Here is a 25,744-nt window from a genome sequence, read left to right on the forward strand (position 1 = left end):
GTTGGTAGCGCTTAGTTCAAGGTGGCCAACTGCATCTCCAGTTTGCCTTTGAGTTCTGAAAACTCGCGCAGCCGCGCATTCTCCTGATCAACCACAGCCTGGGGTGCTTTGGCGACAAAGGCTTCATTGCCCAGCTTGCCCTGGCATTTTGCAATTTCAATCGACAGCTTCTCGATTTCCTTGCTCAGACGTTTCCGTTCAGCCTCCACGTCGATTTCCACATGCAGCATGAGTTTCACGCCACCGACAATCTGAACCGGTGCGGGCGAGCCTTCAGGCAGTGTGGGCACCACATTCACGGCGCTGATTTTGGCCAGGGCCATGAGGGCGCCTGCAATTTTTTTCAGGAAGGCTTCCTGTGTCGCATCGCCTTCAAAGCTGGCAAACAAGGGTACTTTTTCAGCCGGGCTTAGGCCCATTTCGCCGCGCAGTGCGCGAACGGCATCCACAGCGGCCTTCAAGGCAGCCATGTGGGCTTCGGCCTGTCCATCGATGCGGTTGGGCTGGCTCACGGGGTAAGCCTGGTTCATGAGGCTAGCCTTCTGACCCTCCTCGCGGCGGCCGGCCACCACGCTGACTGTTTGCCACAGTTCTTCCGTGATGAACGGAATAATCGGGTGTGCCAGGCGAAGGATGGTTTCCAGCACACGCACCAAGGTGCGGCGGGTGGCGCGCTGCTGGGCTGGGGTGCCGTTGGCAATTTGTACCTTCGCAATTTCCAGGTACCAGTCGCAATACTCGTCCCACACAAATTGGTAAATGTGCTGAGCAATCAGGTCGAAGCGGAAGGTCTCAAAGGCTGTCGCCACATCGGCTTCTACCCGTTGCAATTGGCTGGTAATCCAGCGGTCCACCTGGGAAAAATCCAAGTAACCGCCCGGCGTGCAGGCATCTGCATCGTGATCACTCAGTCCGCAGTCCTGGCCTTTGGTGTTCATCAGTACAAAGCGGGTGGCATTCCACAGTTTGTTGCAAAAATTGCGGTAACCGTCGCAGCGCTTTTGGTCGAAGTTGATGTTGCGGCCCAGGGTGGCCAGGCTGGCAAAGGTGAAGCGCAAGGCATCGGCCCCGTAGGCAGGAATGCCGTCCGGAAACTCTTTGCGGGTGCGTTTTTCAATCTTGGGGGCATCCTGTGGCTTGCTCAAGCCCGTGGTGCGTTTTTCCAGCAGGGTTTCAATGCTGCAGCCATCGATCAGGTCCACCGGGTCCAGTGTGTTGCCCACCGACTTGCTCATTTTTTTGCCTTCGGCATCCCGCACCAAGCCATGCACATACACCGTCTTGAACGGCACCTGGCCGGTGAAGTGGGTGGTCATCATGATCATCCGGGCAACCCAGAAGAAAATAATGTCAAAGCCGGTGACCAACACGGAGGATGGCATGAAGTGCTTCAACTCCGGTGTTTGCTCAGGCCAGCCCAGGGTTGAGAAGGGCACCAATGCAGAGCTAAACCAGGTGTCCAATACATCTTCATCTCGCTTCAAGGCGCCGGTGTAGCCTGCTTTGGCAGCCTCTGCCTTGGCTTCGTCTGCCGTGCGGCCCACAAAAATTTGACCATTGTCGCCATACCAGGCGGGAATTTGGTGGCCCCACCACAATTGGCGGGAAATACACCAGTCCTGAATGTTGTTCAGCCACTGGTTGTAGGTGTTCACCCATTGCTCGGGCACAAACTTCACTTTGCCGCTGGCCACGGCGTCGATGGCTTTTTGCGTGATGCTTTTGCCGGTGGGATCGTTCTCGCCCACCTTGCTCATGGCCACAAACCACTGATCGGTCAGCATGGGCTCAATCACCGCCTTGGTGCGGTCGCCTTTGGGCACCATGAGCGTGTGTTTTTTGATATTGCCCAGCAAGCCCTGCGCCTGCAGGTCGTCCACAATCTTGGCGCGGGCGACAAACCGGTCCAGGCCTTGGTAGGCTACAGGCCCGTTGTTGTTCACTTTCGCATCCAGCGTCAGGATGTTGATCATGGGCAGGCCATGGCGTTGGCCCACAGCATAGTCATTGAAATCGTGCGCGGGGGTCACTTTTACCACGCCCGTGCCAAATTCCTTGTCCACATAGGCGTCGGCAATGATCGGCAGCTCGCGGTTGCACAGGGGCAAGCGCACCTTCTTGCCGATCAGGTGTTGGTAACGCTCATCCTCGGGGTGCACCATCACGGCCGTGTCGCCCAGCATGGTCTCGGGGCGGGTGGTGGCAACGGTCAGGTGGGTCAGGCCTTTCAGGGTGTCTGCTTCCACCAAGGGGTAGTGGATTTCCCACAGGCTGCCTTCGGTTTCCACACTTTCCACTTCCAGGTCCGACACGGCAGTGTGCAGCACAGGGTCCCAATTGACCAATCGTTTGCCGCGGTAAATCAGGCCTTGTTGATACAAGCGGACAAACACCTCAGTCACTGCTTTGGAGCAGCTCTCGTCCATGGTGAAGTATTCACGGCTCCAATCCACACTGGCACCCATGCGCCGCATTTGTTGCGCAATGGTCCCTCCGGATTTTTCTTTCCATTCCCACACTTTTTCAACGAATTTCTCGCGGCCCAAGTCGTGTCGGGTGATGTTGTGGGCGGCCAGTTGGCGTTCCACCACAATCTGCGTCGCAATACCGGCATGGTCCGTGCCGGGCTGCCACAGTGTGTTGTAGCCCTTCATGCGGTGGTAGCGGGTCAGGCCGTCCATGATGGTCTGGTTGAAGGCATGGCCCATGTGCAGCGTGCCGGTCACATTGGGCGGCGGCAATTGGATGCAGAAGTCTGGCTTGCCATCCTCGGTGGTGGACTTGGCCAATCCACGGGCTTCCCACTCGGGGCCCCAGCAGGCTTCGATCGTGGCGGGGTCAAAACTTTTGGCGAGTTCAGTCATGGTGCGTACTGCGTTTTGCAGACAAATCAATTGGATGGGGCCTGATTATACCGGGCTGGCGGGGCCAGTCGCGCCCGACAATGCCAGCGGCGCTTTCAGCCCCTGGCTGAATGTTTAAGTCAGCGATCTGGGCTATGAAACATTGTCTTTTCCTCAAATTGGAGCCCCCTCCAAAGGGCCACAATCCGATCATTGTCATTCCATGTCCAATGTTTGCGGGGTTACCATGCTCAAAACCATCAGCGCCAAATTCAGCGCCAGTCTCGTCACCGTCATCATGCTGGGCACCCTCATGGGCGTGCTGGGCATTTATAACAGCCGCTCCATCATGGAGGCCAACGCGCAGAATGAATTCACCCATGTCGTCATCGAAGCCATTGGTGACGTTCGTGAAAATCTGTTCAACATTGAAACCGGCGAGCGTGGCTTTCTGCTGCGGGGCGATGAGAGCTACTTGCAGCCCTATCAGGAAGGCAAGGCCTTGGTGCAATCGTCCCTGGAAAAAAGCGAAAAACTGACCACTCACAATGCGTATGTGCTAGGCAAGCTGAAAGAGTTTTCGGCTGAGTATGCTCGCTGGATGAACGAGGTGATTGAACCCATGATTTCGGTCAAACGCCAATTGGTTGCCGGCACCATCACCCAGGCCCAGTTTGATGCAGAGCTGAAGTCCCGCCCCAGCAAACCCAAGATGGACGCCATGCGCGCCGTGTTGGCCGACATTGAAAAAGAGGAAGTGCGACTGCTGGGTGTGAGAAAGGAGGCCGCACAGGCCACCTATGAGCAGTCCATCTGGATTGCCGCCGGCATCACCATATTCGCCTTGCTGGTTGGTTTGGGCTTGAACTTCGTGATTGCCCGTTTCTTCAAACACAAGGTGGGTGTGGCCTCGGGTGTACTGCAAGCTTTGGCCGAGGGCAAGCTGAACTCACGCTTCCAGATTCAGGGTGACGATGAAATTGACCGCCTGTTGGTGGACTTGAACAAGGCGCAAACCAATCTGCAAAACCTTATCAGTGAAATTCGCAGTTCAGCGGTGGACATTACCGGAAGTTCGAACGAAGTGTTGGGTGCATCGGATGAAATGGCTCGCGCTGCCACGGAACAAGCCGATGCAACCGCATCCATGGCTGCAGCTGTGGAAGAGCTGACTGTCAGCATCGGGCAAATCACTGAGAATTCTGGCGAAGCGTCACAGACCGCCTTGCAGGCCAAGCGCTCCGCCGATGGTGGCATGCAGACCTTGGGTCAGGTGGTGAACAACATCCGTCAAATCGCCAGTTCGGTGCAAACCAGTGCACAGGCTGTACGCTCCATGGAGCAGCAGTCCAGCGAAATTTCGGAAATTGTGTCCACCATCACCGAAATTGCTGAAAAAACCAACTTGCTGGCGCTGAATGCCGCGATTGAAGCAGCACGGGCTGGTGAAAGTGGCCGCGGGTTTGCTGTGGTGGCTGATGAAGTCCGCAAACTGGCTGAGCAAACCAAAGGCTCGACCGATCGAATCTCTGGCATGGTTAACCAGATTCAAAACATCACCCGTGAGGCGTCCAATTCCATGGAATCCTCGGTTGAACTGGTGGAACAGGGCATTGCTCAAGCAGACACTGTGTCCAGTGCCATTGCACAAATCAAGTCGGATGCAGACCGCGTGAGTGATGCGATTGCCGCCATCTCTGTGTCCATGAAAGAGCAGAGCAATGTGAGCGTGGAAATCAGTCGGAACGTGGAGCGCGTGGCGCAGATGACAGAAGAAAATACGGCGGCCATTTCGTTGAACAAAGACCGTTCAGACCGAATTTCTCAATTGGCTGGCGAACTGCAGCGCTCAGTGGGTCAGTTCACGGTTTGATTATTTGCCCAGGGCGTTCAGCACGATTTTTTCAAACTCCGCCATCAGCTGGGGTTTGATTCGCAGCAGCGCCCGTTCAAAGAGTTCTGGCAATTGGGCCCGCAATATTTCAATTTGCGGGTCAGACAGAGCACCGAGACGTACCCCGGTGCTCTGTTCTATTTCCTGCAATCCGCTTTCAATCACCTCGGTGAGCAGTGGCGGCCCACCGTCAAACTGTTCTGCCATGGATCAGGCTCCTGCGCGATCAAAGGTGTTGAGCGGATATCCCCGGTCTTTGTAGAACTTGTAGCGCTGGCGAGCAAGCGCCTTGTGTTCTTCGTCCAGTCCCACAATTTCAACCAGCCGTTCAAAGCGCGAAAAGAACGGGGGCCACTGTTCGTCCAGGTTGATCAACAAGTCGTGGTGCACCACATCGTCGGCTTTGTCGGTGAGTACAATCGGTGTGTCAGTAACACCCGGATGCCCGGTCATCACATGTGGCAAAAAATCCTCTTCCGAGAATGTCCACATCAGCTTGTCCAAATGCTCCAGCACCTCGGGCCGTGTGCTGAAGCACACCACCTTCAAGCCACTGCCATAGGCTTTGCGCACCAATCGGCAGGTGTACAGCAGGCGCTCCGCCACGTTCAGATGAAAATCAATCCGGGTCACCGCGGTATTCCTTCAGTCAAGCTTTTGCCCGGGCCATGACAAATTCGGCCAGCATGGGCACTGGGCGTCCGCTGGCACCTTTGGCTTTGCCGGAATGCCAGGCGGTGCCTGCAATGTCGAGGTGGGCCCAGTTGTAGGCTTTGGTGTATTTTTGCAGGAAGCAGGCCGCTGTCACGCTGCCGGCGGGTGGTCCACCAATGTTGGCCATGTCCGCAAAATTGCTTTTGAGCTGTTCGTGGTATTCCTCGTCCAGCGGCATGCGCCAAGCGGTGTCCAGTGCGCGTTTGCCGGCTTCCAGCAACTCATTGGCCAGGTCGTCCTGTGGGCTGTACAGGCCGCTGTTGATGTGGCCCAAGGCCACAATGCATGCACCGGTCAGGGTGGCCACATCCACCACTGCGGCCGGGTTGAAGCGCTCCACATAGGTCAGCGCGTCGCACAGAATGAGACGGCCCTCTGCATCGGTGTTCAAAATCTCAATGGTTTGGCCACTCATAGACACCACAATGTCACCGGGCTTGCTGGCGTTGCCAGCCGGCATGTTTTCAGCCGTGGGCACCACCACAATCAGGTTGATGGGCAGTTTCAGTTCAGCCACCGCTTTCATGGTGCCCAGCACACTGGCTGCACCACACATGTCGTACTTCATTTCGTCCATGTTGGCACCGGGCTTGAGCGAAATACCCCCGGTGTCAAAGGTAATGCCCTTGCCCACCAGCACCACCGGTGCCTCTTTGGCATTTTTTGCGCCGTTGTATTTCAGCACGATCAACTTGGGTGGTTCGCTGGAAGCCTTGCCGACCGACAGCAGGCTGAACATGCCCAGGCTTTCCATTTTTTTGTGGTCCAGCACATCCACATCCAGCTTGTACTGCTTGGCCATGGCTTTGGCGGTTTCAGCCAGGTAATTGGGCGTGCAAATGTTGCCCGGCAGGTTGCCCAAGTCTTTGGTCAATTGCATGCCAATGCCCACGGCCACCCCGGTGCGCACCCCTTTGTCCACGGCTTTTTCAGTGGATTTGGTCGCTGCCAATTCAAAAGTGGGCAGTACGGCAGGTTCCTCCTCCTGCTTGCGGCAGGCGCTGAAGGTATAAAAGTGCTCGACGATGGTACGAGCACACAGGCTGGCGGCATCCTCATCGTCGCAATCGGCTGGCAATTCCTGGTTGAGGGCAAAAAACACCTTCGACGGTTTCAAACTTTTCACTGCAGCGCAGGCTGCGTCTGTGGCTTTGCGCAAGGCCTTTGCAGTCAGTTTTTCTGCATCGTCCAGGCCCACCAGCACATAGGCCGACACACCCGCGTTGTTGCCCGTGTTCAACACGGTTCGCAGGGTGCCGGTTTTGCCCAGTTGGGCATCCAGTTTACAGGCCGCAGAAATGAGGCCCTCGGTGTCCACGTCGGCGCGCTTGGCCGCTGCGCTCAACACGCCATCTTTCAACACCGCCACCACAGCCACGGTGGTCCCTTTGGAGGGCACCGGGCTACCCATGCTGACCTTCACCGCTGCACCACTGCCGGCTTTGAAGCCGAACATGGGGGGCGGTGCCGTCTTGCTGTTCGACGAATTGCTTTTGGCCGCGGCCGTCTTGGCCGTGCTGGTTTTCACTGTCTTGGCGCGAGTGGTGGGCGTGCTGGCTGTCATGGTCAAACTGTTCCTCCAAATGGGCTGGTCGCTGTCTCAACCGGATCGGTGAGCATTTTAAGCGGGTCTGCAGCCTTCAAAAACGATTGCATGAGACAATCTACCATTATTCAAACCCCGGAAAGGCGCGCCTTGGCGTTGCCTGCCACGCATGCTGTTTCGATCGTCCTTTCGAAAAGATTTCGCGCAAACTGCGGGCGCCACATTTGTGGCCCTGTTCACCATCATCGTCACCACGGTGTTGGTCCGAACATTGGGTCAAGCGGCGGGTGGCACTGTGGATAACGCCGAAGTATTCATGCTCATCCTGCTCGGCGGCCTGCAATACTTGCCCGCTGCACTGGTCATCACTGTCTTCATCGCCGTGATGGGTGTTGTCTCCCGTGCCTTCAAGGAACAGGAGATGACCGCCTGGTTTGCTGCCGGGGTTTCGCTGCACGCCCTGATTCGGCCGGTTGTTCGTTTTGCCTTGCCATTGACGGCACTGGCCTTGGTCTGTTCTGTGTGGCTGACCCCCTGGGCCAAAGCCGAACTGGATGCCGCCAAAGACCGCTTTGCCAAGCGCAGCGATGTCAGCAAGGTTAGCGCGGGTCAGTTTCGCGAATCGGGTGATGCAAACCGCGTATTTTTCGTTGAGCGGCAATCGGAACTCACCAAGCAGGTTGAAAACGTTTTTGTGGTCGATTCCAAGGGCGAAAACCGCACCATTGTCTCTGCCGCGCGGGGCAAGGTGGAGGTGGATGCCGATGGGCAGCCTTACCTCGTGCTGAGCGAGGGGCGCCGCTTTGCGCTGGACGGCACCGGGAAGCGCTTCACCAGCACCGAGTTTGAAACCTATGGCGTGGCCATCGACAACACCCTGGGTGCTGCGCCCAGTTATCAGCTTCAGCACCGCCGTGTCGACCATCTGATTGCGGACACCTCTTTGCCAGCCCGAGCTGAACTGCTGTGGCGTGTCAGCTTGCCCTTGTCGGCGCTGGTGTTGGGTTTGTTGGCCATACCCCTGGCCTTCGTCAACCCTCGTGGCGGGCAATCACTCAACCAGATTTTTGCTTTGCTGATTTACCTCACCTACAGCAACGTGATTTCGGTCACGCAAAGCATGGTGAGCAAAGGCAAGCTGGATTTCTGGCTGGCTTTGTTCTTGCCGCATTTGGCCGTGCTGCTGCTGTTTTGGTTTTTGCTGGTGCGGCGCAATCGCCCTGCCGGTGCCAGCTGGTTCAAACGGACCTCGCCAGCCAAACTTCAACTGGACGACGTGGTGGGTGATCAGGACATCAAGCAGGACATTGAGCAGGAGGTCAAGCCATGAACCTGAACCAGATGGCCGATCAATCCTTCAAGGTGCCCAAGTCGATTCTTCGCTACTTTCGTCGCGAGCTGTACAAGTCCATCAGCTTTGTGATGGTGGCGTTTGTCGGTCTGTTCGCATTTTTTGACCTGATCGGCGAGGTGGATCGCTTGAGTCAACCGGGCACGAACTGGTTTTACTACGTGGTTGCCATCACGCTGGGTTTGCCCGCCCGTGTGTATGAAATCGCGCCCATCGCGGCACTCATTGGTTCCATTTATGCCTTGGTGCAATTGGCGGCCAGCAGCGAGCTCACCGCCATGCGGGCCGCTGGCATGAGCACCACGATGATGCTCAAGCTCATCATCCGGATTGCATCGGGCGTGGTATTGCTGACCGTGCTGTTTGGTGAAGGCGTGGCCCCTGCGGCCGAGCGTGCGGCCGTTCCAATGCGGGCCAAGGCCCTGGGCTTTGAGGTGGACCGGGATTTTCGCAGTGGCTATTGGTTGCGCGACACCTATCAGTCCCCAGAAACCGGAACCCGTGTGCGTTTTGTGAATTTCGGCGGCTTTGACCGGGATGGTGACCTCAAGCAAGTCGAGTACTACGAGATGGACGCAGAAAACCGAGTCCGTCAGTGGGTGCGAGCGGGTTCTGCCAGTTATAACAATGACACCCGGGACTGGACACTCTCGGATGTTCGTGTGCAAAACTACTTTGATGCACCGGTGTCCAACGAACGTGCCGCCAAGGCAGGGTTGACCATCCAGGCGTCGCCAGTGCGAACGCTGGACACCCTTCAGTGGAAATCCAACCTGGCTCCCGAGTTGTTAACAGGCCTTTTCGTTCGTCCCGACCGGATGAGCGCCTGGCAGCTTTACAACTATTCACGCTTTCTGAAAAGCAATCAGCAAGCCACTGACAATATTGACCTCGCTTTCGCCAAAAAGGTGATGTACCCGTTTGCCATTCTCATCATGATGATGATCTCGCTGCCGTTTGCTTACCTGCATTTTCGATCGGGGGGGGTTAGCGTCAAGGTGTTTGTGGGCATCATGATTGGTGTGGGTTTTCACCTCATCAACAACCTCTTTTCACACCTCAGCATGGTAGCCAGTCTGCCACCGTTTCTCAGCGCCAGTATGCCCACGGTGATTGGCTTTGTATTGGGTATGGGGTCGCTGTGGTGGGTGTCTCAGCCAGCGCCATGGCGCCTGGTTGAACGGCTGTTCAACAAACGCCCCATCGGGGCTTCAACCCGGTAAGCCACCATGAACTCGAAAAAAACTGCACTTGTTTTGTTTGGCCATGGTGCCCGTGACCCCCAATGGGCCGAGCCCATGAAGCGTTTGCAGCAGATGTTGCGTGACCGATTGCCAGGCTCACCAGTTGAGCTTGCTTTTCTGGAGTTGATGGCCCCTTCATTGCCAGACTGTGTTGGTCAGTTGACCGCCGATGGGGTCACTCACATCCAAATCATTCCAATTTTTTTTGGCAAAGGTGGTCATCTCAAGAATGATTTTCCGGTGTTGATGGATCAGCTTCGGCAAGCGCATCCCAGTGTGCATGTGGAAGCCACCAGTGCGGTGGGCCAATGGGATGCTGTTTGGTTGGCCATTGCCGATGAAATCACTCGCCAAACACTTCTGCCCTTGGCTTGAGAACTTCAAGGTCCCGCATTCGGAGGTGGGGTTCACAGTCTGTTTTCCAATGCAGGTTTCCATTGCTCATCAGCAGGATCAATTGAGGTAGTGTGTTGACCAATCCCTGGGGCAGGCGTTTTGTCGAAAGCCATGCCTTGGAGTGATCATCTCGCCCTGAAAAGGTCATTAGCGTGCCATCTTCGGTCAGCGAAATGCTGATATCCAGGCCGTTGAATTGAATGTTACCCTTGCCGGCCGGTCGAAGTTTCTGGCCCTCACTGCGCAAGCCACAACGCATCTCCAGCCCACCAGGAAATTGAAGATGGCCATGCTGTGGTGTATGGTCCTTCAGCAGCAGAGTCATGCCAAACCCGGCTGTATCACTCAGGTGAAGGTTATATGCACGTATGGTTTCGGCGTGGGCTGGCAGGGTCATCACAAAGTCTGGACCACCGTCCGGCGCCTGCATCACCAAGTGGCTCATCATCGGGTTGTTGCGTGCATCCCGGTATTGGCCGACAAAATAGCCGGGTTCGTCCGGGGAATCAAATATTAACTGGGGCTTGCGAGTGATCCGTGTAGTGCTTCGACCATGCCCGCCGAAGTACACCTTGCGGTCATGGATGATGCGGGTGCTTGCATCGCCGGATAACAAATGTTCTTCACAGTATCCATGGGGCATGAGTATGCCTTCCACGGATTGACTTTGCCGGCCGACAACCGCCAGCTGAAGTGGGCTGGCAGTGAATACACTGTGTTTTAAACCGACCCAATCCGCATTTTCATGAGGGCGTTTTAACAGAAATGAGCCAATCCAGGCGCGTTTGATGAGCCCATGCGCTTCATTCAACTCGGCCTGCATGCATCCGATCATCCGCCCGTTGGGCCACAGGTAGCCACTGATGCTGAGGGTGTCGTTGCCCAGCCCGTGAACAAAGCCTTCGTAGCCAACTGGTGGTATGCCCAACCGCCCATTGTGCAGGCGTGGCAATAGCGGCAGGATGCCCCGTCGACGTTCCCCCATCAATTCCGCCATCAAGGCAAGGGTTTGAATGGGTATGCCATCGGGGGCAGAGTGATCGTCAAATTCCAGGCGCATGGGCGTGGGTTCAAGAATCTCCAGTGCCCCGGCAGATGCCATGCGCTGCAGATCCAACTGTATGCCATAAAACCGATAGGCGGGAGGCTCCCGATGTTCAATGCATATCGCGTTGGAGAGACTGGGGGTAGCCGCCAAGTTCAACTGTCGACGCATTCGAAGCACCGACGTGCACAGTGGTTCGAAACCCACTTCGTAGTAGCTCCAAATGTCATCATGCACAGGTTGCACTTGCCAACCCTGGCCCGTTGATTCAAAACGAGCGCTGATGCTGGGCAGTCCACGATGACCGTTCATGGCGACATGACATTCCTTGGGTTGATGGTTGTCCACGTCCACCACAATACGGAAAATATCTTGCGGTCCGTGCCAAACCAGAATTCCCTTTTGCAAAGATTGAAGGGCTGCGCTTGCGGTTGCCGACTGTAGCAACATGCGTTCGTTGCATCGACCGTATGCGCGAATGTTGCCCAGCAGATCAAAGCGCTGACCGCAGTGCGCTTCGAGCAATGTCAGCAAGCACTCAAACACAGGTCTTTCGCTAGGGCCCAGTGTGTCGGCCCGCAAAAAAAGATGGTCTTTCGGTGTGTCGGCAACTTCTCCGCCCGTGCACACAACCTTCCCGTGATCAGCCCATAGTATCCGGTGTTGGGTTTTGTTACGCCGTGCGGCGTTGGATTGTATCCATGCAGGACCCTGCTTGAGTGTAGTGGACACTGGGCCTGTGTCTCCCCTCAGCTGACCCTCACTCCAAAATACGGGTTGTATATGATCGCTCAAATGAAGTTTGTAACCATTGCTTTCTCGCCGTATCGCATTTCGCAGTATGCCTTGCACTGCTGTGTTGTCCAGCGACTTGCGGGATTGCTCGGCGAGTGAGCTCAAGGCGTGAGCCTGCTGGATCAGTTCATTGCTCCAGGTGTCCTCTGTTTGTAGATGTCTGCCAAGCTGTGACGCAAGATCCTGAAATTTTTCCTGCAAAACCAAACTCACCAGCCACGAAGGCCAGTTCAGTTGTCCCCATGAAGTAGAAGGCTGTTTATCCAGCTCAGCCAACGCTGACTCTGCCAGGTTTTGTAATTGAAGACGCGACAGAACCAGATGTTCGATACCCGCTGGCCAGTTGTTTTCGCGAGTTTCTTGACTCAGCATCTCCATCAGGCATTTCAGTACAGGTTCTGATTGCTGGGGCGATGGGTTTTTGAGATTCTGTGCGGGTATGCGATGCAGCCAGAATACCAGTTTGCCTCGAGGCTCTTGGTCAAGCCAACCCAATACGATTTGTGCTTTTGCGCGACAAGGTTCTTTGAGTTGGTTGGCCCAGGTGTTGAGTAGCGGTTCGAACACCATTTTCAACTCAACCTCAGGTACCAGGCCTATCCAGTTCGCTTGGTCCAGCAGATCAAAAAACTGCTGCGGTTCAATCAGCGAGTAGCCCAGACAGGCGCTGCCATGTTGATTCATCCAAACTCGCGCATCCGTCCATGTGTCCAGCAGTTGCCGCAAGTCTTTTCTAAAATCCATGGCCGTACGGCATGCTGTTCTCAAGTTGTCGAGTACTTTGGGTTGATGTTCAACAGATGTCAGGCATTCAAGCAAACCGGACAGGCTATTCGAACCCGCCCAGTCCAGAAGACTTTTGGAAAAATGGTCATAGACTGTGGGCGACCACAGGTTGCGGACAGCCTCAGTGGCCTGTGGGTAAGCCTCACCAAGTTGCCCACACAGTGACCTCCAAAAAGCCGACATGCCGTTTTTCTGTTCAGCTTGGTCAAGTGGCACCGTTCGAAGCAGATGCCACATCACGGTTTTGATGTCGGAGTCACTCGCATCTTCAATGAAACGGTCAATCAGATCCGGTTGCAGGCATTGCAAGCTCGGGTTTTGGGCCAGTCGATAACTGACGCGTTGAAGCCCGCTGTTCATTTCAGGGTTAAACCAGACCAAACTGTTGTCCCGCATCCAGTCGGCCAGCTCCGGGCTAATCACTTCGGCTTGCAACGCAGCCTGACGATGCCGGTTGACCAGCAGGATACTCGAGGCACTCAGGGTGTCATAGCCCAGCTTTTCTCCTTGGGTGTAGTTAATATCAATCGTGCTGCAGTTGGGCTGTGCCACACCCAAGCGGATTACTGTACGTAGCCAGGCGCCGTCCGCATGGCGCGCTATTTGGCTGATGCGGGCGCAGTACTGGAGATTCCTGTGGTTTGGGGGTTGTGCGCCTTTTGCGGTTGTTTTGCTGGTGATGAAATCCACGCAGGTTTGCTGCAAAATTTGGCTTTGGGTCTCAGCATCGTGTGGGCCATCGCTTGTTGACTGGGGTATTTGAAGGTCTATGTCGTGCAGCGGCCCCATGGTTGTCCATTGCCTCACCGATGAGCCCTTGAGTGCAAACACGGGGGCTTTCAAGGCCTCAATCAGGTCGACAAGCTTGAAACGAATGGGCAACGCCCCCAACGTTGGTGCAAGTAGCACTGATCGCTTGAGCAGCTTGTCCTGCACGGCGCTGTACACCAGCGGTTTCCGATGGGGGTGATCATCCAGACTAAACTGTGCAAAGTCGAGGTGGTCGACGCGCTTTGATCCAATCGCAGAGTTGTTGTTTGAAGATGGCATGTCCGCACAGACTCAAACTGTTTGAGTAACTGGCGGTTTGTCGGAGTTCAGGCCACCTGGGCTTTTTTGAGGAGAGTGGTTACAAGGGATTGATTGGCTTTTCTCAAGGCTTCACCAATCAAAATCAGGCAGGGCCCGTCAGTGAGTTGTTCTGCTGAAAAGTTGGGCAGTGTGCCCAGTGTGAGCGGTGTAAAACGCTCATTGGGCAGCGACACACTTTCGCACAACACCACGGGTGTGTGTGCGTTGCGACCCTTGTCCAGCAATGCTTGGGCCCATGGGCCTGCTTGCCGCAAACCCATGTAAACAGCCACCGTGTCTTTTTCGGTACCGGTGAACAATTCTGTGCTGGGGGTTTCGCTCACGCCGACTGCTGGGGTTGTTAAGGTTAGGCTGCGGGCCACACCGCGCAGCGTCAGGGAGGTTTTCAGGCTGCTGGCTGCAGCCAGTGCGGCCGTTACACCGGGCACCACGTCCACCTCAAAACCTGCCTCGTGAAGCGCTGTGATTTCCTCATCGGCGCGGCCGAACACCATGGGGTCGCCACCTTTCAGGCGGACCACCAGATTAAATTCTTGGGCTGCATCCACCAACTGCTTGTTGATGAAGTGTTGGGCGGTGGACAGCTTTCCGCAGCGTTTGCCCACCGCAATCAGTTTTGCATCAGGCCGTGCATTTGAAAGAAGAGAGGGACTGACCAGTGCGTCGTACAACACACAGTCTGCCTGCATCAGCAAACGCAATCCCCGCACGGTGATCAAGTCCTCCGCGCCTGGCCCTGCGCCAATCAATGCAATGCGTCCCATCTCAAAAGTCCCTATTTAGAACCAAGCAACCAACAACCGGGTGAAGGGTCGTCTGCTCAGTTCTTTGCAACGATCATGCCAGCCGCCACCGTCTGGTTGGTGGCGCTGTCAATCAGGATAAAGCTGCCTGTGCCCCGGCATTCCGCGTATAAATCAGCCACCAGGGGCTGGGCCAGCACCAAGTCAATGCGGGCCAGGTCGTTCATTTGCACTGTTTTGGTGCTTTCGCCGTGCAGCAGGGTGTGGATGTCCAACACCTGGTTAACCGCACTGATTTTGGCCTGGGTTTGCCGGGTGGTCTGCTTGATCCAGTATTTGCGTGCCAGGTTCAGCGGTTCATTGTCCAGCCAGCAAATGTCGGCGGTCAATGCCTTCACAGGCGCATGGCTGGCCGTGTCACTGCTGCTCACAATCTGGTCACCGCGTGACACATCCACATCCCGGTCCAGCACCAATGTGACGCACTGGCCCAGGTGGGCAGTGCCCAATTCTTGGGTGTGGAACAAAATCTTGGAGACCACAGCCGTTTGTCCAGACGGATGAATGACGACCGTTTCACCCACACTCACCGCCCCGGCTTCAATGCGGCCCATGTAACCGCGGAAGTCGTCGGCTTTGTGGCCATCGTGGCGGGCCACCAATTGAACCGGGAAGCGCAGGCCAACCTTGTGTTGGGCTTCAGCACGGTCTGCACGGCTGGGAATGTTCTCCAGAATGGGCAGCAAGGGTTGGCCGGTGTACCAGGGTGTTTTGCTGCTGGCTGTTACCACGTTGTCACCGGTCAGGGCCGAAATGGGCAGCACATAGGCCTCTGCCACACCCACAGTGCGAGCCAGTTCACGCACGGCTTTTTCGGTGGCCACAAACTTGGCATGGTCAAAGTCGACCAGGTCCATTTTGTTGACCGCAAAAATAATGGCGGGCAAACCCAACTTCCCGGCAATCGCGCTGTGGCGCTTGGTTTGGGCCAGCAGGGTGGCTTTCAGGCCGTCTGCGCTGTCTTCAAAGGCAACACGCGTGATGTCGACCAGCACGATGGCCACATCGGCTGTGGAGGCCCCCGTCACCATGTTTCGGGTGTATTGCTCATGGCCTGGTGTGTCGGCCACAATGAATTTGCGGGCGGGTGTTGCAAAGTAGCGGTAGGCCACGTCAATCGTAATGCCCTGTTCGCGTTCGGCTTCCAGGCCGTCGGTCAGCAGCGAGAAGTCGATGGCGTCACCAGCCACGCGCTTGTGTTTGGCTTTGGAAATGGCAGCCAGTTGATCGGCAAAAATGCCCTTGCTGTCAAACAACAGGCGACCAATCAGGGTGGACTTTCCGTCGTCCACCGAGCCAGCGGTGATAAAGCGCAGCACGCCGTGGTCTTGCGTGGTCAGCTGCAGTGTTTCGTTGATTGCGTTCATGGTGTTCATCTCACATTCATCTCATGGGGCGGGCTCAAGCAGTGAGCCTGGTTGCAGCCTAGCGGATCAGAAATAACCTTCTTTTTTGCGACGCTCCATCGAGGCCTCGGAAGTCTGATCGTCCATGCGGGTTGCCCCACGTTCGGTGATGTCAGTCACCGCTGTTTCAGCAATGATTTCTGCCGGGTTGGCAGCGGTACTGGCCACGGGGCAGGTGCAGGTGATGTCGCCCACCGTGCGGAAGCGCACGGTGCGGGTGGTCACGGTTTCACCGGCCTTGGGTTGGGTCATCTCGGTAATGGGCACCAGCAAACCATTGCGTTCAATCACTTCGCGTTCGTGTGCGTAGTAAATGTTGGGCAGTTCCAGTTTCTCGCGCTCAATGTATTGCCACACATCCAGCTCGGTCCAGTTGGAAATGGGGAACACGCGCATGTGCTCACCCTTGTGCACACGGGTGTTGTAAAGGTCCCAAAGTTCAGGGCGCTGGCTTTTCGGGTCCCACTGGCCGAAGCTGTCGCGGAAACTGAAAATACGCTCTTTGGCACGGGCCTTTTCTTCATCCCGGCGGGCACCGCCCATCAGGGCATCAAATTCAAACTCTTCCACGGTTTCCAGCAAGGTCACGCTTTGGAAGGCGTTGCGGGAGGCCTCTGGGTGTGGCAAACGGATGGTGCCGCGCTTCATCGAGTCTTCCAGCGAGCGAACAATCAGCTCCTCGCCCAGTTGTTTCGCTTTCCAGTCCCGAAACTCAATCACTTCCGGAAAGTTGTGTTCGGTGTCGATGTGCACCAACGGAAACGGAAACTTGCCTGGGCGGAATGCTTTTTCGGCAATGCGCAGCATGACGATGGAGTCTTTACCACCCGAGAACAGCAGGGCAGGACGGGCGCATTCGGCGGCCACTTCGCGCATGATGTAAATGGCCTCGGCTTCCAGCCAGTCCAGGTGCGACATCGTGTGAATTTGGGTACTCATGGTGGTTCTCGTGATGAGGGTAACTTTTAGCGTTTCAGGTTGGCGTTGTGCAGTCCGCATTCCTTGCTGGTGGGGTCTTCCCACCACCAGCGTCCAGCGCGGATTTCTTCGCCCACCGTGATGGCACGGGTGCAAGGCTCGCAGCCAATGGAGGGGAAGCCCTCAAAATGCAGTGCATTCACCGGTACATTGAACTGGCGCACATAGGTCCACACATCGGCTTCTGACCAATCCGCCAGCGGGTTGAATTTTTCAATGCCTCGGTCGGCGTCGAATTCTCGCACAGGCAAGGCTGCACGGGTGGCGGCCTGTGCCTGGCGCTGGCCAGTAATCCAGGCTTGTGCACCTTGCAGCGCACGGGCCAGAGGCTCTACCTTGCGAATGCCGCAGCATTCCTTGCGCAGCGCAATGCTGTCGTAAAATGCATCGGCACCGTTCTGGCTCACGTAGGCTTCCACCGCATCGGCCTTGGGCTCGTACCATTCCACCGTGCGACCGTACTTGGCCTGCAGCGCGGGGGCCACGTCCAGGGTTTGCTGGTGAAGGCGACCTGTGTTCAAGCTGAACACGCGAATGTTCAGGTTCAGGCGTGCAATCACGTCAAACACCACATTGTCTTCAGCAGCCAGGCTGCTGGCCAGGGCGATGTGCTTGAATTCCTGCGCTGCCTGGGTCAACAGTGTTTCCAGCTGTTGCACTTTGGTGGCAATGTCGGTATCCGGCTGGTGAGGGCCGCGAAACACGGCAATCACCTGCTCATTGATGTGAGCACTGAGTGGTGCACTCATGCAGCCCTCCGCGTGAAAATCGGCAGGGCACCATCGGCACTGGTTTGGTAAGGCACCGTAAAGTCTTTGAAGCCCAGCAGTGCGTCTTCCAGCGACTTGCCATCCTTGATGTCAAACTGGGTAAAGCCACAGCGGGCCAGGTAAAACAACTGGTCGCGCCAAATATCGCCATAGGCACGAATGTCGCCCTGGAAACCATACCGGCTGCGCAGCAACACAGCCCCGGAATAACCTTGACCAAACTTGAACACCGGGAAATGGAAGGCAACCACCGGCAACAGGCTCACGTCTTGAGCCAGCAGTTCCGGGTTGTCGTCCGGGTTCAGCCACACGCCGAGTTCACCCGCTTGCGCACGGGCTTTCAAGGCATCTTTTTCGGCCTGCCACACAGCGATGTTCACCAATACTTTGCCGGTGGGTGGAATGGTTTGGTCCAGTTCCACCACGGTGAAGTCATCGGTAGCAATGCGGGCTTCGCCATTCAGGGGTTTAACGATGATGGATGTCATTACGCGGCCTCCTGGTTGGCATACACCTGGTCTTTGAATGGATCCAGGCCGATTCGGTCCAGCGTGTCGATGAACAATTCGTCTTCATGGCGGTTGGCCACATACACATCCAGAATTTTTTGAACCACGCCGGGCACGTCTTCGGCGTAGAAAGACTTGCCGATCACCTTGCCGATGCTGGCGTGGTTGCCCTGGCGACCGCCCAGGGTCACCTGGTACCACTCCTCGCCGTTTTTATCCACGCCCAAAATACCGATGTTGCCAATGTGGTGGTGACCGCAACTGTTGATACAGCCGGAAATATTGAGGCTGATTTCGCCCAGGTCAAACTGGTAATCCAGGTTGTCCACAGCATCTTGAATGGCCAGTGCAATCGGGATGGATTTGGCATTGGCCAGCGCGCAGAAATCGCCGCCGGGGCAGGCAATGATGTCGGATACCAAGCCAATGTTGGGCATGGCCAGGTTGTGTTCTTTCAGCGCGCTCCACAGGTCGAACAGGTCTTGTTCGGCCACGTCGGACAGCACAAAGTTTTGCTCGTGCGTGACGCGCAGTTCACCAAAGGAATACTGGTCGGCCAAGTCGGCCACCAGGCGCATTTCGTTGGATGTGGCATCTCCGGGCGCAACACCCGGGCGCTTCAGTGAAATGCTGACTGCGACATAACCGGGCACACGGTGCTCGCGGGCATTGCGCACCAGCCAGCGGTCAAAGCCTTTGTGCGTGGCGCGCAAGCCAGCAATTTGTTCGTGCACGGTGGCCACTTGTTCAGCATTGAATGTGTGGTAAGCCGGTGCTTGAAAGTGTGCAGCAATGCGATCCAGTTCGGCTTGTGGAATCACGCTCACGCCACCCTTGATGTGCTGCCATTCTTGTTCCACTTGCTTGGCAAATTCTTCGGGGCCAATGGCACGAACCAGAATCTTGATGCGCGCTTTGTACAGGTTGTCGCGGCGACCATAGCGGTTGTACACGCGCATGATGGCCTCGATGTAAGTCAGCAACTCGTTCCAGGGCAGGTCGTTTTTCAGCACTGAACCAATCACCGGCGTGCGGCCCAGGCCGCCACCCGCCAACACTTGCGCCACAACCTCACCCTGCGCATTGCGGGACAGGTTGACGCCGATGTCGTGCACTTGAACCGCAGCGCGGTCTTCAACTGCACCATTCACCGCAATTTTGAACTTGCGTGGCAAGTGCAAAAACTCGGGGTGGAAGGTGCTCCACTGGCGAATGATTTCGCAAAACGGCCGTGGGTCGACGAGTTCGTCTTTGGCGATGCCAGCGAATGGGTCGCTGGTGGTGTTGCGGATGCAGTTTCCACTGGTTTGAATGGCGTGCATTTCAACACTGGCCAGTTCTTCCAGAATGGTGGGCACATTTTCCAGCGCAGGCCAGTTGTACTGAATGTTTTGGCGCGTGGTGAAGTGGCCATAGCCGCGGTCGTAGCGGTCGGCAATGTCGGCCAGTTTGCGAAGTTGGTGTGCGCCCAGCAAACCATAGGGCACCGCCACACGTAACATGGGCGCATGGCGCTGTATGTACAAACCGTTTTGCAAACGCAGCGGACGGAACTCGTCGTCGCTCAGTTCGCCTTTCAGGTAGCGCTCAGTCTGGTTGCGGAATTGGGCCGCGCGTTCACGAACGAGGGCACGGTCATAATCGTCGTACTTGTACATTTACATCACCAGTTTGGCGGCCACAGCAGTGAGGGTGGTGGCCAATACCCCGCGCAGAAACTTTTCAGGCACCGCACGACTTAAATAACTGCCCACGGTAATACCGGGGATGGAGCCGAGCAGCAGTGCGCCCAGCAAGCTGAAATCCAGCGTACCCAAACCGTAGTGGCCAAATGCGGCCACCGCGGTGAGGGGCACAGCATACGCGATATCGGTGCCCGCAATTTCCGCCGACTTCATGGTTGGGTACAGCATGACGAGCACCATGGCACCAATGGCGCCGGCGCCAATCGATGACACGGTGACCAGCATGCCGATGATGGCAAAGGCCACCACGGTGGCGACTTTGCGTGTCCCGTCCTTCAACTGGGCTTTGGGGTTGGTTTCAATCCACTTCAGGATGCGGGGCTTGAACAGCAGGGCGCACACGGTCAGCATCACGCAGATGGAAATGGACCAGCGAATGAACAGGTCCATGGGGCTGCCTTTGCCCGCTGTGTGAATGTCCATGCTGTGCAGGATGAAAATCGTCACGAGGGAGGCCGGCAAGCTGCCCGAGGCCATCAGGGCCACGACACGCCAGTTCACGGTGTTGCGCAAGCGGTGCACCACGGTGCCCGCGCCTTTGGTGATGGCCGCAAAGGCAAGGTCGGTGCCCACAGCCGTGGTGGCCGGTACGCCAAACAGCACAGTCAACAGGGGGGTCATGAGTGAACCGCCGCCCACGCCGGTCAAACCGACCAGCAGACCCACGGCCAAACCCGATGCCACATAGACCAAGTCGAAATGAAAAGGCACAAGCCACTCACAATCCAGTTTCAGGGACTTGCAGTGTAGTGGCATGGCCTTATAATTCAAACGATAGTATTTCCATTTATTTATTCCCCTGTGGAATAAAGCTTGTTGGTGTGCCCCAATGCCACCCGGAGTGTTCCAAGTCCATGAATTTGCACCAACTTCGCTTTGTTCGTGAGGCGGTTCGCCACAATTTCAGCTTGACCGACGCGGCCAAAGCCCTGTTCACCAGCCAGCCCGGTGTGTCCAAGGCCATCATCGAACTGGAAGAGGAACTGGGCTTCGAGATTTTCAAGCGCCACGGCAAACGGATTAAGGGCCTGACGCCGCCCGGTGAACTGGTGGTGCAGGCCTGTGAGCGGGTGTTGGCCGAGTTGGAGAACATCAAGCGCGTGGGCGAGGAATTCGCGGCTCGTGAAAGCGGGCAATTGACGGTGGCTGTGACCCACACACAGGCGCGGTATGTGTTGCCGCAGGCGGTGGCCGCTTTCCGTAAAAAATTTCCGAAAGTGAAGCTGATTTTGCTGCAAGGCACGCCCGAGCAGCTGGCCGACTGGGTGCGCAAAGACCAGGCTGATTTGGCGGTGGCCACCGAAGCCTTGGCCGATGAGCCGGATTTGGTCACCTTGCCGTGCTACGACTGGGGCCATGTGGCGATTGCGCCGGCCGAGGGTGAGTGGCTTCAGGATTTTCAGGGCGCTGGTGCCCGGAAAATGGCGCTGGCAGATTTTCAACAACTGCCCGTGATTACTTATGAAACCCACTTTGCCGGCCGAAAAAAGATTGATGCGGCTTTCAAGAAAGCGGGTGTTGACCTGGAAGTGGTGCTGGAAGCGATTGATGCCGATGTGATCAAGACCTATGTGGGTTTGGGCCTGGGCGTGGGCATTATTGCCGAAGTGGCTTTTGACGCCGCCAAAGACCAACACCTGGTGGCGGTGCCGGTGGACCACTTGTTTGGACGCAACACCACCCGCATTGCCTTGCGGCAGGGGGTGTTTATGCGAACGCTGATGGTGGAGTTCATTGGCACGTTTGCGCCGATGCTGACGCCCAAGTTGATTGAACGCGTGATGGGGGGCGGGCACGCGTACGATATTTGATTACGTCGCTGCTGGGGAGGCGAACCGCGCAGGCCGCTGGCCGCGAGCACCCAGCAATACCGGTGTGCCCGGCGCCAAACAGTCAGCCCACCGATCGGTTTGGCCCGCACAGCATTCGAACACACGGACCGAGATGTTTGAGCGCCATCGGCGCGAGTTCTCGGGACGGTTCGAAGGCGCGGGGCAACCTTTGCCTTCGGGGGGCGTTTGGCACGGGCAATCGGTGTTGCTGGGGGTAGTAAGAAACCACGAGCTACCGGTGTTGCTGGGGGCTGTCAACAGGCACGGGCTTCACACATCCCGCAAATGCCGACGCACCAGTTCAAACACCCGTGCCGTGTCCTGGCTTGCGGGGCCTGTTGCAATCAGTTCATTCAACAGGTCGGCTGTTTTGAACAGCAGCGGCAAATGCAGGCCCTGAGCCCGTGCAGCACGGGCCACCATGTCGACATCCTTGGCATGCAGGTGTGCTTCAATCGTGGGCTGCCGTGTAAAACCTTCCACCATGTGGGGTCCAGCCCAATCCAGCACGCGGCTGGCGGGCAGCCCTGCTTGCAGCAACTCCAGCACCATGGCCAGCTCAGCACCCTGTTCCAAGGCGTAGTTCATGGCTTCGGCAATGCCCACCAATTGAATGCACAGTGCCATCTGGTTGGCGGCTTTAATGGCTTGACCGGCGCCACTGTCGCCCACATGGCGAATGGTTTTGCCCAGGTGTTTCAGCATCGGGACCAATGCATCGAATGCCGCGCGTGAGCCGCCCGCCATCATGGACAGTGTGCCTGCTTTGGCGCCCATCACGCCACCCGACACCGGGCAGTCGATGTATTCCAGTCCTCGCGCACGCAGCTTCGGTGCAAAAGCTTTAACAGCCGCAGCGTCAATCGTGCTGAAGTCGATCAGGGTTGAACCAGGTTGAGCCTGTTCAGCGATTCCCCCTTTGCGGAACAGCAAATCTTCAACATCGTCGGTGCGGGTCACATTCAGTGCGATCACCGTTGCCTGCTGGCACAACTCGGCGATGGTGTCGTGGAAACGAACAGGTGTGTCGTGAAGGCTGGTGCGGGTGTGGGCACTGCGCGCCCAGCCATGCACCGGGTAGCCCGCTGCGCACAGGCGGCGCACCATGGCCGAGCCCATGTTGCCCAGGCCAATATATCCAATTGGAAAAGTGTGTGTGCTCATGCGCCGATTATAGTCGGCGCTGCGCGGTTGGCGTCAATGATCAAACAGCGAAGATCAAACAGCGAAGGCCAGGTCATTTAAGCGGCAATACACCACGTCGCCATTGTCCAGCTTGGCCATCACCGGGTGGCTGGTTGATATCCAGCGCCCAAACTCCGCAATGTTGTAAGCAATGATGGTGGCGGGCGCTCGGTCCACCAGCACCTTGCAACCCACCTTGAAGAGTTTGGCTGTTTGGCGCAAGGTTTTCTTGCGCATCAGGGTGTGGCCATCTGGGTAGTTGAACTGGTGGTCCGACCGGGTGTTGTGGTATGCCAGAGTAAGTGCCATGTTCGCCTCCCATGCTGCGTTGCCTGCACAACTCTTTTATACGGCAGCATTTCTTCCGGCGTTGTCCCGAACATGGGGGGATTCCCCGTTCAGTTTCACCCATTCCGAGGGGAAGGGGTGCAACCGGTGGGGGGTAAATCCATGTGGAAGGGGCTTAATGCGAGGGCAGCAGCAACTGGTTTTGAATCAGCATGAACAACTCACTGTGCGGGTCAGCAACCTGGTCCACGATGTTCAGGTGGTTGGCGTGTACCTGCAACGGCGGGTTCAGGCCCCAGTGGGCAGCCAGGTAAGCGCTCTGTTCCTTGAAGGCATCGGTTTCTTCGGTGCCGAAGGCCAAATGCACGGGAATCGTGGGCTTGGGCATGAGCGCAGGGCTCACCATGCGGGTGCGTTTCTGGTTCAGTTTCAGGTCTTTCTGAATGAAAGGCGTGTGCACCAGTGGGCTTAGGTCGTAGATGCCGGAAATGGCAATCACGGACTTCACCACGTCCTGCGGCAAGTCGGACGCCCACAACGGCCAGAAGGCCAAGGCGCTCATGACACCGAGGTGTCCGCCCGCTGAATGGCCGCAAACCACGATCTGGTTGGCATCGTAGCCAAACCGTTCGGCCTGGCGGTACAACCATTCGATGCCGCGCAAGGTTTGGCGAACACAGTCTTCAATCGTGACTTTCGGGATGAGCCCGTAATTGAGCAAGGCCACCGAATAGCCCCGCGCCACGTAAGGCTTGGCCAGGAAGGTGAAATCGTATTTGTCGAGCGAGCGCCAGTAACCGCCATGGATATATATCAACAGGGGTTTGCCGGGTTTGCCTGGAATAACGTCCACGGTTTCGGCTTCTGATTCGCCGAAATACAGGTTCCAGTGGCCATCCAGGTCAAAGCGGGCATAACGCGACAGTTCAGCCCAGCGGGCGAAAATCTTCGGGTGCTCGGTGAGGTAGGCGCGAACGTTGTACTGGCTTTCGAGCCAGGCCACGTCCGGCTGGTTGTCGCCGCGGGTTTCACTGCGGTTGTCCGCATTCAAGGCTTTGGAGTCGGCCATGGGGCACTTCAGACAGGGCTGGTTGGACGGAAGGGGCGTGCATTTTGCAGTGCACTGCACCAAAACAAGGGGTACAACATACCTGAAAGGACCCAAAAAGTCCAATTTTTAGGCTAAAACCGCCACTGGAGCTGAACAACTCTTCTGGAAATGTGCCTACAATTGAAGGTTAAGCAAGTGGGTGACCCTGTTCAGGTGCGGGTTGTCCGTTTTGCGCCCACGACGCCCAGGCTGCCAGCAACAAAAAGGCGGCCACCAATGCCGCCATGGGCTTGGCCGTGCCATCGTGCAGCCAGGAAACCCCCACGCTGGCCAAACCCCCCAGTCCAAACTGTGCAAAGCCATACAAGGCCGACGCGGCACCGGCATTTTTCGGGTGGGCGGCCAGCAATTGCGCCATGGTGTTGGGCGATACCCAGCCGATTGACCCCACCGCCATCAAAAAGCCCAATGCCAAGCCAGCCAGGTTCCATTGGCCAGTTTGACCAGGCAATGCGGCCAACAGCACCAAAGCACCGCCCGCCAATGCCCAGCGTGAGCCCCACAGCGCCAGTTTGGCTGGCCCCAGTCGAGCCACCCAGCGGCTGGACAGGTAACCAAAGGCCACCAGGCTGATGATGTTTGAACCAAACAGCACGGCATACAGTGTTTCAGACAGGCCAAACCATTGAATGTATACGTAGGGTGTGCCGGTGATGTAGGCAAACATGGCTGCAAAGTGCGCACCGCCTGCCACAATCAAACGACGGGCAGAAGGCTGGGCCAGCACCGTGCCGTAACCGCGAAATGCCGCCATCAGGGAGGCTTGTGCATGGCCTTGTTGAAGCGTTTCAGGCAACAAGCGGTGGCTGCCCACCATGCAGGCCAGCCCGAACAGGGCCAGCGCCACGAATTCATACCGCCAACTGCCCAGTTGCAAAATGAAGGCACCCGCCATGGGGGCGATCATGGGCGCAAACGAGGTGACCATGCCGACCATCGCCATAACCCGAGCGGCCTCCCGTTCTTCAAACAGGTCACGGACAATGGCGCGTGACACCACCGCTGCTGCACCGCCGCCAAACGCCTGAAGGATGCGAAAGGTCAAAAGTTGTTCTATGCTAGAGGCGAGGGCGCAGGCCACGCTGGCGAGCACAAACACCACCGTCCCGATGAGGATGATCCGCCGGCGACCCAATCGGTCTGACAACGGCCCATACAACAACATACCGACCGCAAAGCCGGCCAGGAACACGCTCACTGTTTGCTGAGCACGCGCAGGCGTGGTTCGCAAGCTGTCTGCGATGTGGGCCAGGCTGGGCAAGTACAGGTCGATGGCCAAGGGGGCAAATGCCGCCAGGGCCGCCAGAAGAAAAAACACGCGTCGTTGGATCATGGGGCTGCTGTGGGTTGGACTGGGGTATGAAGCCTGAAGTTCGGCCTGGCTGCCAGCTTGTGGCATGAGTGTACGCTC

The 25,744-nt window shown here is 56.8% G+C and carries 21 protein-coding genes; 5 read left to right on the plus strand and 16 right to left on the minus strand.

Annotated elements, in window-relative coordinates:
- Positions 1 to 11: 11 nt before the first annotated feature.
- The gene (locus tag VGE55_RS04745; RefSeq protein ID WP_331130555.1) at positions 12 to 2,864 is read right to left on the minus strand and encodes a valine--tRNA ligase; all 2,853 of its coding nucleotides are present in this window, start codon (positions 2,862 to 2,864) and stop codon (positions 12 to 14) included.
- A gap of 226 nt (positions 2,865 to 3,090) precedes the next feature.
- On the opposite strand from VGE55_RS04745, the gene VGE55_RS04750 reads away from it, so the two are divergent.
- The gene (locus VGE55_RS04750; protein WP_331130556.1) at positions 3,091 to 4,716 is read left to right on the plus strand and encodes a methyl-accepting chemotaxis protein; all 1,626 of its coding nucleotides are present in this window, start codon (positions 3,091 to 3,093) and stop codon (positions 4,714 to 4,716) included.
- Here the strand turns inward: VGE55_RS04750 and VGE55_RS04755 are convergent, their stop codons facing one another.
- The 3 genes from VGE55_RS04755 to VGE55_RS04765 are packed head-to-tail and all read right to left on the minus strand — an operon-like array spanning position 4,717 to position 7,015.
- Positions 4,717 to 4,944 (minus strand): hypothetical protein, encoded by a 228-nt coding sequence (locus VGE55_RS04755; protein WP_331130557.1) that lies wholly within the window; start codon positions 4,942 to 4,944, stop codon positions 4,717 to 4,719. It lies immediately after the preceding gene.
- A gap of 3 nt (positions 4,945 to 4,947) precedes the next feature.
- Entirely contained in the window at positions 4,948 to 5,370 is a 423-nt protein-coding gene (locus tag VGE55_RS04760; protein ID WP_331130558.1) for a DNA polymerase III subunit chi, read from the minus strand.
- A gap of 16 nt (positions 5,371 to 5,386) precedes the next feature.
- Positions 5,387 to 7,015 (minus strand): leucyl aminopeptidase, encoded by a 1,629-nt coding sequence (locus VGE55_RS04765; RefSeq protein ID WP_331130559.1) that lies wholly within the window; start codon positions 7,013 to 7,015, stop codon positions 5,387 to 5,389.
- A 151-nt stretch (positions 7,016 to 7,166) separates the two neighbouring features.
- Here VGE55_RS04765 and lptF point away from each other — a divergent pair, with 151 nt between their 5' ends.
- Genes lptF through VGE55_RS04780 form a run of 3 tightly spaced genes read left to right on the plus strand, consistent with a single transcriptional unit; the run spans position 7,167 to position 9,967 of the window.
- Entirely contained in the window at positions 7,167 to 8,327 is a 1,161-nt protein-coding gene (lptF, locus tag VGE55_RS04770; RefSeq protein WP_331130560.1) for an LPS export ABC transporter permease LptF, read from the plus strand.
- Positions 8,324 to 9,571, plus strand: coding sequence for an LPS export ABC transporter permease LptG (gene lptG, locus VGE55_RS04775; RefSeq protein WP_331130561.1), 1,248 nt, complete (start codon positions 8,324 to 8,326; stop codon positions 9,569 to 9,571). Before lptF ends, lptG begins: the two co-directional genes overlap by 4 nt.
- 6 nt (positions 9,572 to 9,577) lie before the next feature.
- Positions 9,578 to 9,967 carry a CbiX/SirB N-terminal domain-containing protein gene (locus VGE55_RS04780; protein ID WP_331130562.1) on the plus strand — a complete coding sequence of 130 codons (390 nt, stop codon included), beginning with the start codon at positions 9,578 to 9,580 and terminating at the stop codon, positions 9,965 to 9,967.
- Here the strand turns inward: VGE55_RS04780 and VGE55_RS04785 are convergent.
- From VGE55_RS04785 to VGE55_RS04820, 8 genes are read right to left on the minus strand one after another with little or no spacing between them, the layout of a single operon-like run.
- Entirely contained in the window at positions 9,936 to 13,664 is a 3,729-nt protein-coding gene (locus tag VGE55_RS04785) for a hypothetical protein (protein ID WP_331130563.1), read from the minus strand. The genes VGE55_RS04780 and VGE55_RS04785 overlap by 32 nt on opposite strands.
- Before the next feature lie 47 nt (positions 13,665 to 13,711).
- Positions 13,712 to 14,470, minus strand: coding sequence for a uroporphyrinogen-III C-methyltransferase (cobA, locus tag VGE55_RS04790; protein ID WP_331130564.1), 759 nt, complete (start codon positions 14,468 to 14,470; stop codon positions 13,712 to 13,714).
- Between the two features lie 56 nt (positions 14,471 to 14,526).
- Entirely contained in the window at positions 14,527 to 15,885 is a 1,359-nt protein-coding gene (locus VGE55_RS04795) for a sulfate adenylyltransferase subunit 1 (RefSeq protein WP_331130565.1), read from the minus strand.
- Between the two features lie 57 nt (positions 15,886 to 15,942).
- The gene (cysD, locus tag VGE55_RS04800) at positions 15,943 to 16,854 is read right to left on the minus strand and encodes a sulfate adenylyltransferase subunit CysD (protein WP_331130566.1); all 912 of its coding nucleotides are present in this window, start codon (positions 16,852 to 16,854) and stop codon (positions 15,943 to 15,945) included.
- A gap of 26 nt (positions 16,855 to 16,880) precedes the next feature.
- A complete protein-coding gene (locus tag VGE55_RS04805; RefSeq protein ID WP_331130567.1) occupies positions 16,881 to 17,642 on the minus strand; it encodes a phosphoadenylyl-sulfate reductase in 762 nt (253 codons plus the stop codon).
- A complete protein-coding gene (locus tag VGE55_RS04810) occupies positions 17,639 to 18,151 on the minus strand; it encodes a DUF934 domain-containing protein (RefSeq protein WP_331130568.1) in 513 nt (170 codons plus the stop codon). The genes VGE55_RS04805 and VGE55_RS04810 overlap by 4 nt, the downstream gene beginning before the upstream one ends.
- Positions 18,151 to 19,830, minus strand: coding sequence for a nitrite/sulfite reductase (locus VGE55_RS04815; RefSeq protein ID WP_331130569.1), 1,680 nt, complete (start codon positions 19,828 to 19,830; stop codon positions 18,151 to 18,153). Before VGE55_RS04815 ends, VGE55_RS04810 begins: the two co-directional genes overlap by 1 nt.
- Entirely contained in the window at positions 19,831 to 20,628 is a 798-nt protein-coding gene (locus VGE55_RS04820; protein WP_331130570.1) for a sulfite exporter TauE/SafE family protein, read from the minus strand.
- Between the two features lie 143 nt (positions 20,629 to 20,771).
- Here VGE55_RS04820 and VGE55_RS04825 point away from each other — a divergent pair, with 143 nt between their 5' ends.
- Positions 20,772 to 21,728: a CysB family HTH-type transcriptional regulator gene (locus VGE55_RS04825; protein WP_331130571.1), complete on the plus strand. Its 957-nt coding sequence runs from the start codon at positions 20,772 to 20,774 to the stop codon at positions 21,726 to 21,728.
- Positions 21,729 to 22,019: 291 nt separating this feature from the next.
- Here VGE55_RS04825 and VGE55_RS04830 read toward each other — a convergent pair whose 3' ends face one another.
- From VGE55_RS04830 to VGE55_RS04845, 4 genes are all read right to left on the minus strand, one after another.
- Positions 22,020 to 22,913 carry an NAD(P)-dependent oxidoreductase gene (locus VGE55_RS04830; protein WP_331130572.1) on the minus strand — a complete coding sequence of 298 codons (894 nt, stop codon included), beginning with the start codon at positions 22,911 to 22,913 and terminating at the stop codon, positions 22,020 to 22,022.
- 54 nt (positions 22,914 to 22,967) lie between these two features.
- Positions 22,968 to 23,243 (minus strand): hypothetical protein, encoded by a 276-nt coding sequence (locus VGE55_RS04835; RefSeq protein WP_331130573.1) that lies wholly within the window; start codon positions 23,241 to 23,243, stop codon positions 22,968 to 22,970.
- Between the two features lie 154 nt (positions 23,244 to 23,397).
- Positions 23,398 to 24,291 carry an alpha/beta hydrolase gene (locus tag VGE55_RS04840; protein WP_331130574.1) on the minus strand — a complete coding sequence of 298 codons (894 nt, stop codon included), beginning with the start codon at positions 24,289 to 24,291 and terminating at the stop codon, positions 23,398 to 23,400.
- Between the two features lie 169 nt (positions 24,292 to 24,460).
- On the minus strand, positions 24,461 to 25,732 hold the full coding sequence (locus VGE55_RS04845) for a multidrug effflux MFS transporter (protein WP_331130575.1): 1,272 nt from the start codon (positions 25,730 to 25,732) through the stop codon (positions 24,461 to 24,463).
- Between the last annotated feature and the right edge of the window lie 12 nt (positions 25,733 to 25,744).

Origin of the sequence: Limnobacter sp., from assembly GCF_036405155.1 — a bacterium.
Lineage (GTDB): Bacteria > Pseudomonadota > Gammaproteobacteria > Burkholderiales > Burkholderiaceae_B > Limnobacter.

Excerpts from the sequence above, each read along its gene's own strand:
- VGE55_RS04815 (WP_331130569.1), bottom strand. The coding sequence starts at position 19,830 with ATGTACAAGTACGACGATTATGACCGTGCCCTCGTTCGTGAACGCGCG.
- VGE55_RS04765 (WP_331130559.1), bottom strand. The coding sequence starts at position 7,015 with ATGACAGCCAGCACGCCCACCACTCGCGCCAAGACAGTGAAAACCAGC.
- VGE55_RS04835 (WP_331130573.1), bottom strand. The coding sequence starts at position 23,243 with ATGGCACTTACTCTGGCATACCACAACACCCGGTCGGACCACCAGTTC.
- VGE55_RS04780 (WP_331130562.1), top strand. The coding sequence starts at position 9,578 with ATGAACTCGAAAAAAACTGCACTTGTTTTGTTTGGCCATGGTGCCCGT.
- VGE55_RS04825 (WP_331130571.1), top strand. The coding sequence starts at position 20,772 with ATGAATTTGCACCAACTTCGCTTTGTTCGTGAGGCGGTTCGCCACAAT.
- VGE55_RS04830 (WP_331130572.1), bottom strand. The coding sequence starts at position 22,913 with ATGAGCACACACACTTTTCCAATTGGATATATTGGCCTGGGCAACATG.
- cysD (WP_331130566.1), bottom strand. The coding sequence starts at position 16,854 with ATGAGTACCCAAATTCACACGATGTCGCACCTGGACTGGCTGGAAGCC.
- VGE55_RS04805 (WP_331130567.1), bottom strand. The coding sequence starts at position 17,642 with ATGAGTGCACCACTCAGTGCTCACATCAATGAGCAGGTGATTGCCGTG.
- VGE55_RS04840 (WP_331130574.1), bottom strand. The coding sequence starts at position 24,291 with ATGGCCGACTCCAAAGCCTTGAATGCGGACAACCGCAGTGAAACCCGC.
- VGE55_RS04750 (WP_331130556.1), top strand. The coding sequence starts at position 3,091 with ATGCTCAAAACCATCAGCGCCAAATTCAGCGCCAGTCTCGTCACCGTC.
- lptG (WP_331130561.1), top strand. The coding sequence starts at position 8,324 with ATGAACCTGAACCAGATGGCCGATCAATCCTTCAAGGTGCCCAAGTCG.
- cobA (WP_331130564.1), bottom strand. The coding sequence starts at position 14,470 with ATGGGACGCATTGCATTGATTGGCGCAGGGCCAGGCGCGGAGGACTTG.
- VGE55_RS04795 (WP_331130565.1), bottom strand. The coding sequence starts at position 15,885 with ATGAACACCATGAACGCAATCAACGAAACACTGCAGCTGACCACGCAA.
- VGE55_RS04745 (WP_331130555.1), bottom strand. The coding sequence starts at position 2,864 with ATGACTGAACTCGCCAAAAGTTTTGACCCCGCCACGATCGAAGCCTGC.
- VGE55_RS04845 (WP_331130575.1), bottom strand. The coding sequence starts at position 25,732 with ATGCCACAAGCTGGCAGCCAGGCCGAACTTCAGGCTTCATACCCCAGT.
- VGE55_RS04810 (WP_331130568.1), bottom strand. The coding sequence starts at position 18,151 with ATGACATCCATCATCGTTAAACCCCTGAATGGCGAAGCCCGCATTGCT.
- VGE55_RS04785 (WP_331130563.1), bottom strand. The coding sequence starts at position 13,664 with ATGCCATCTTCAAACAACAACTCTGCGATTGGATCAAAGCGCGTCGAC.
- lptF (WP_331130560.1), top strand. The coding sequence starts at position 7,167 with ATGCTGTTTCGATCGTCCTTTCGAAAAGATTTCGCGCAAACTGCGGGC.
- VGE55_RS04755 (WP_331130557.1), bottom strand. The coding sequence starts at position 4,944 with ATGGCAGAACAGTTTGACGGTGGGCCGCCACTGCTCACCGAGGTGATT.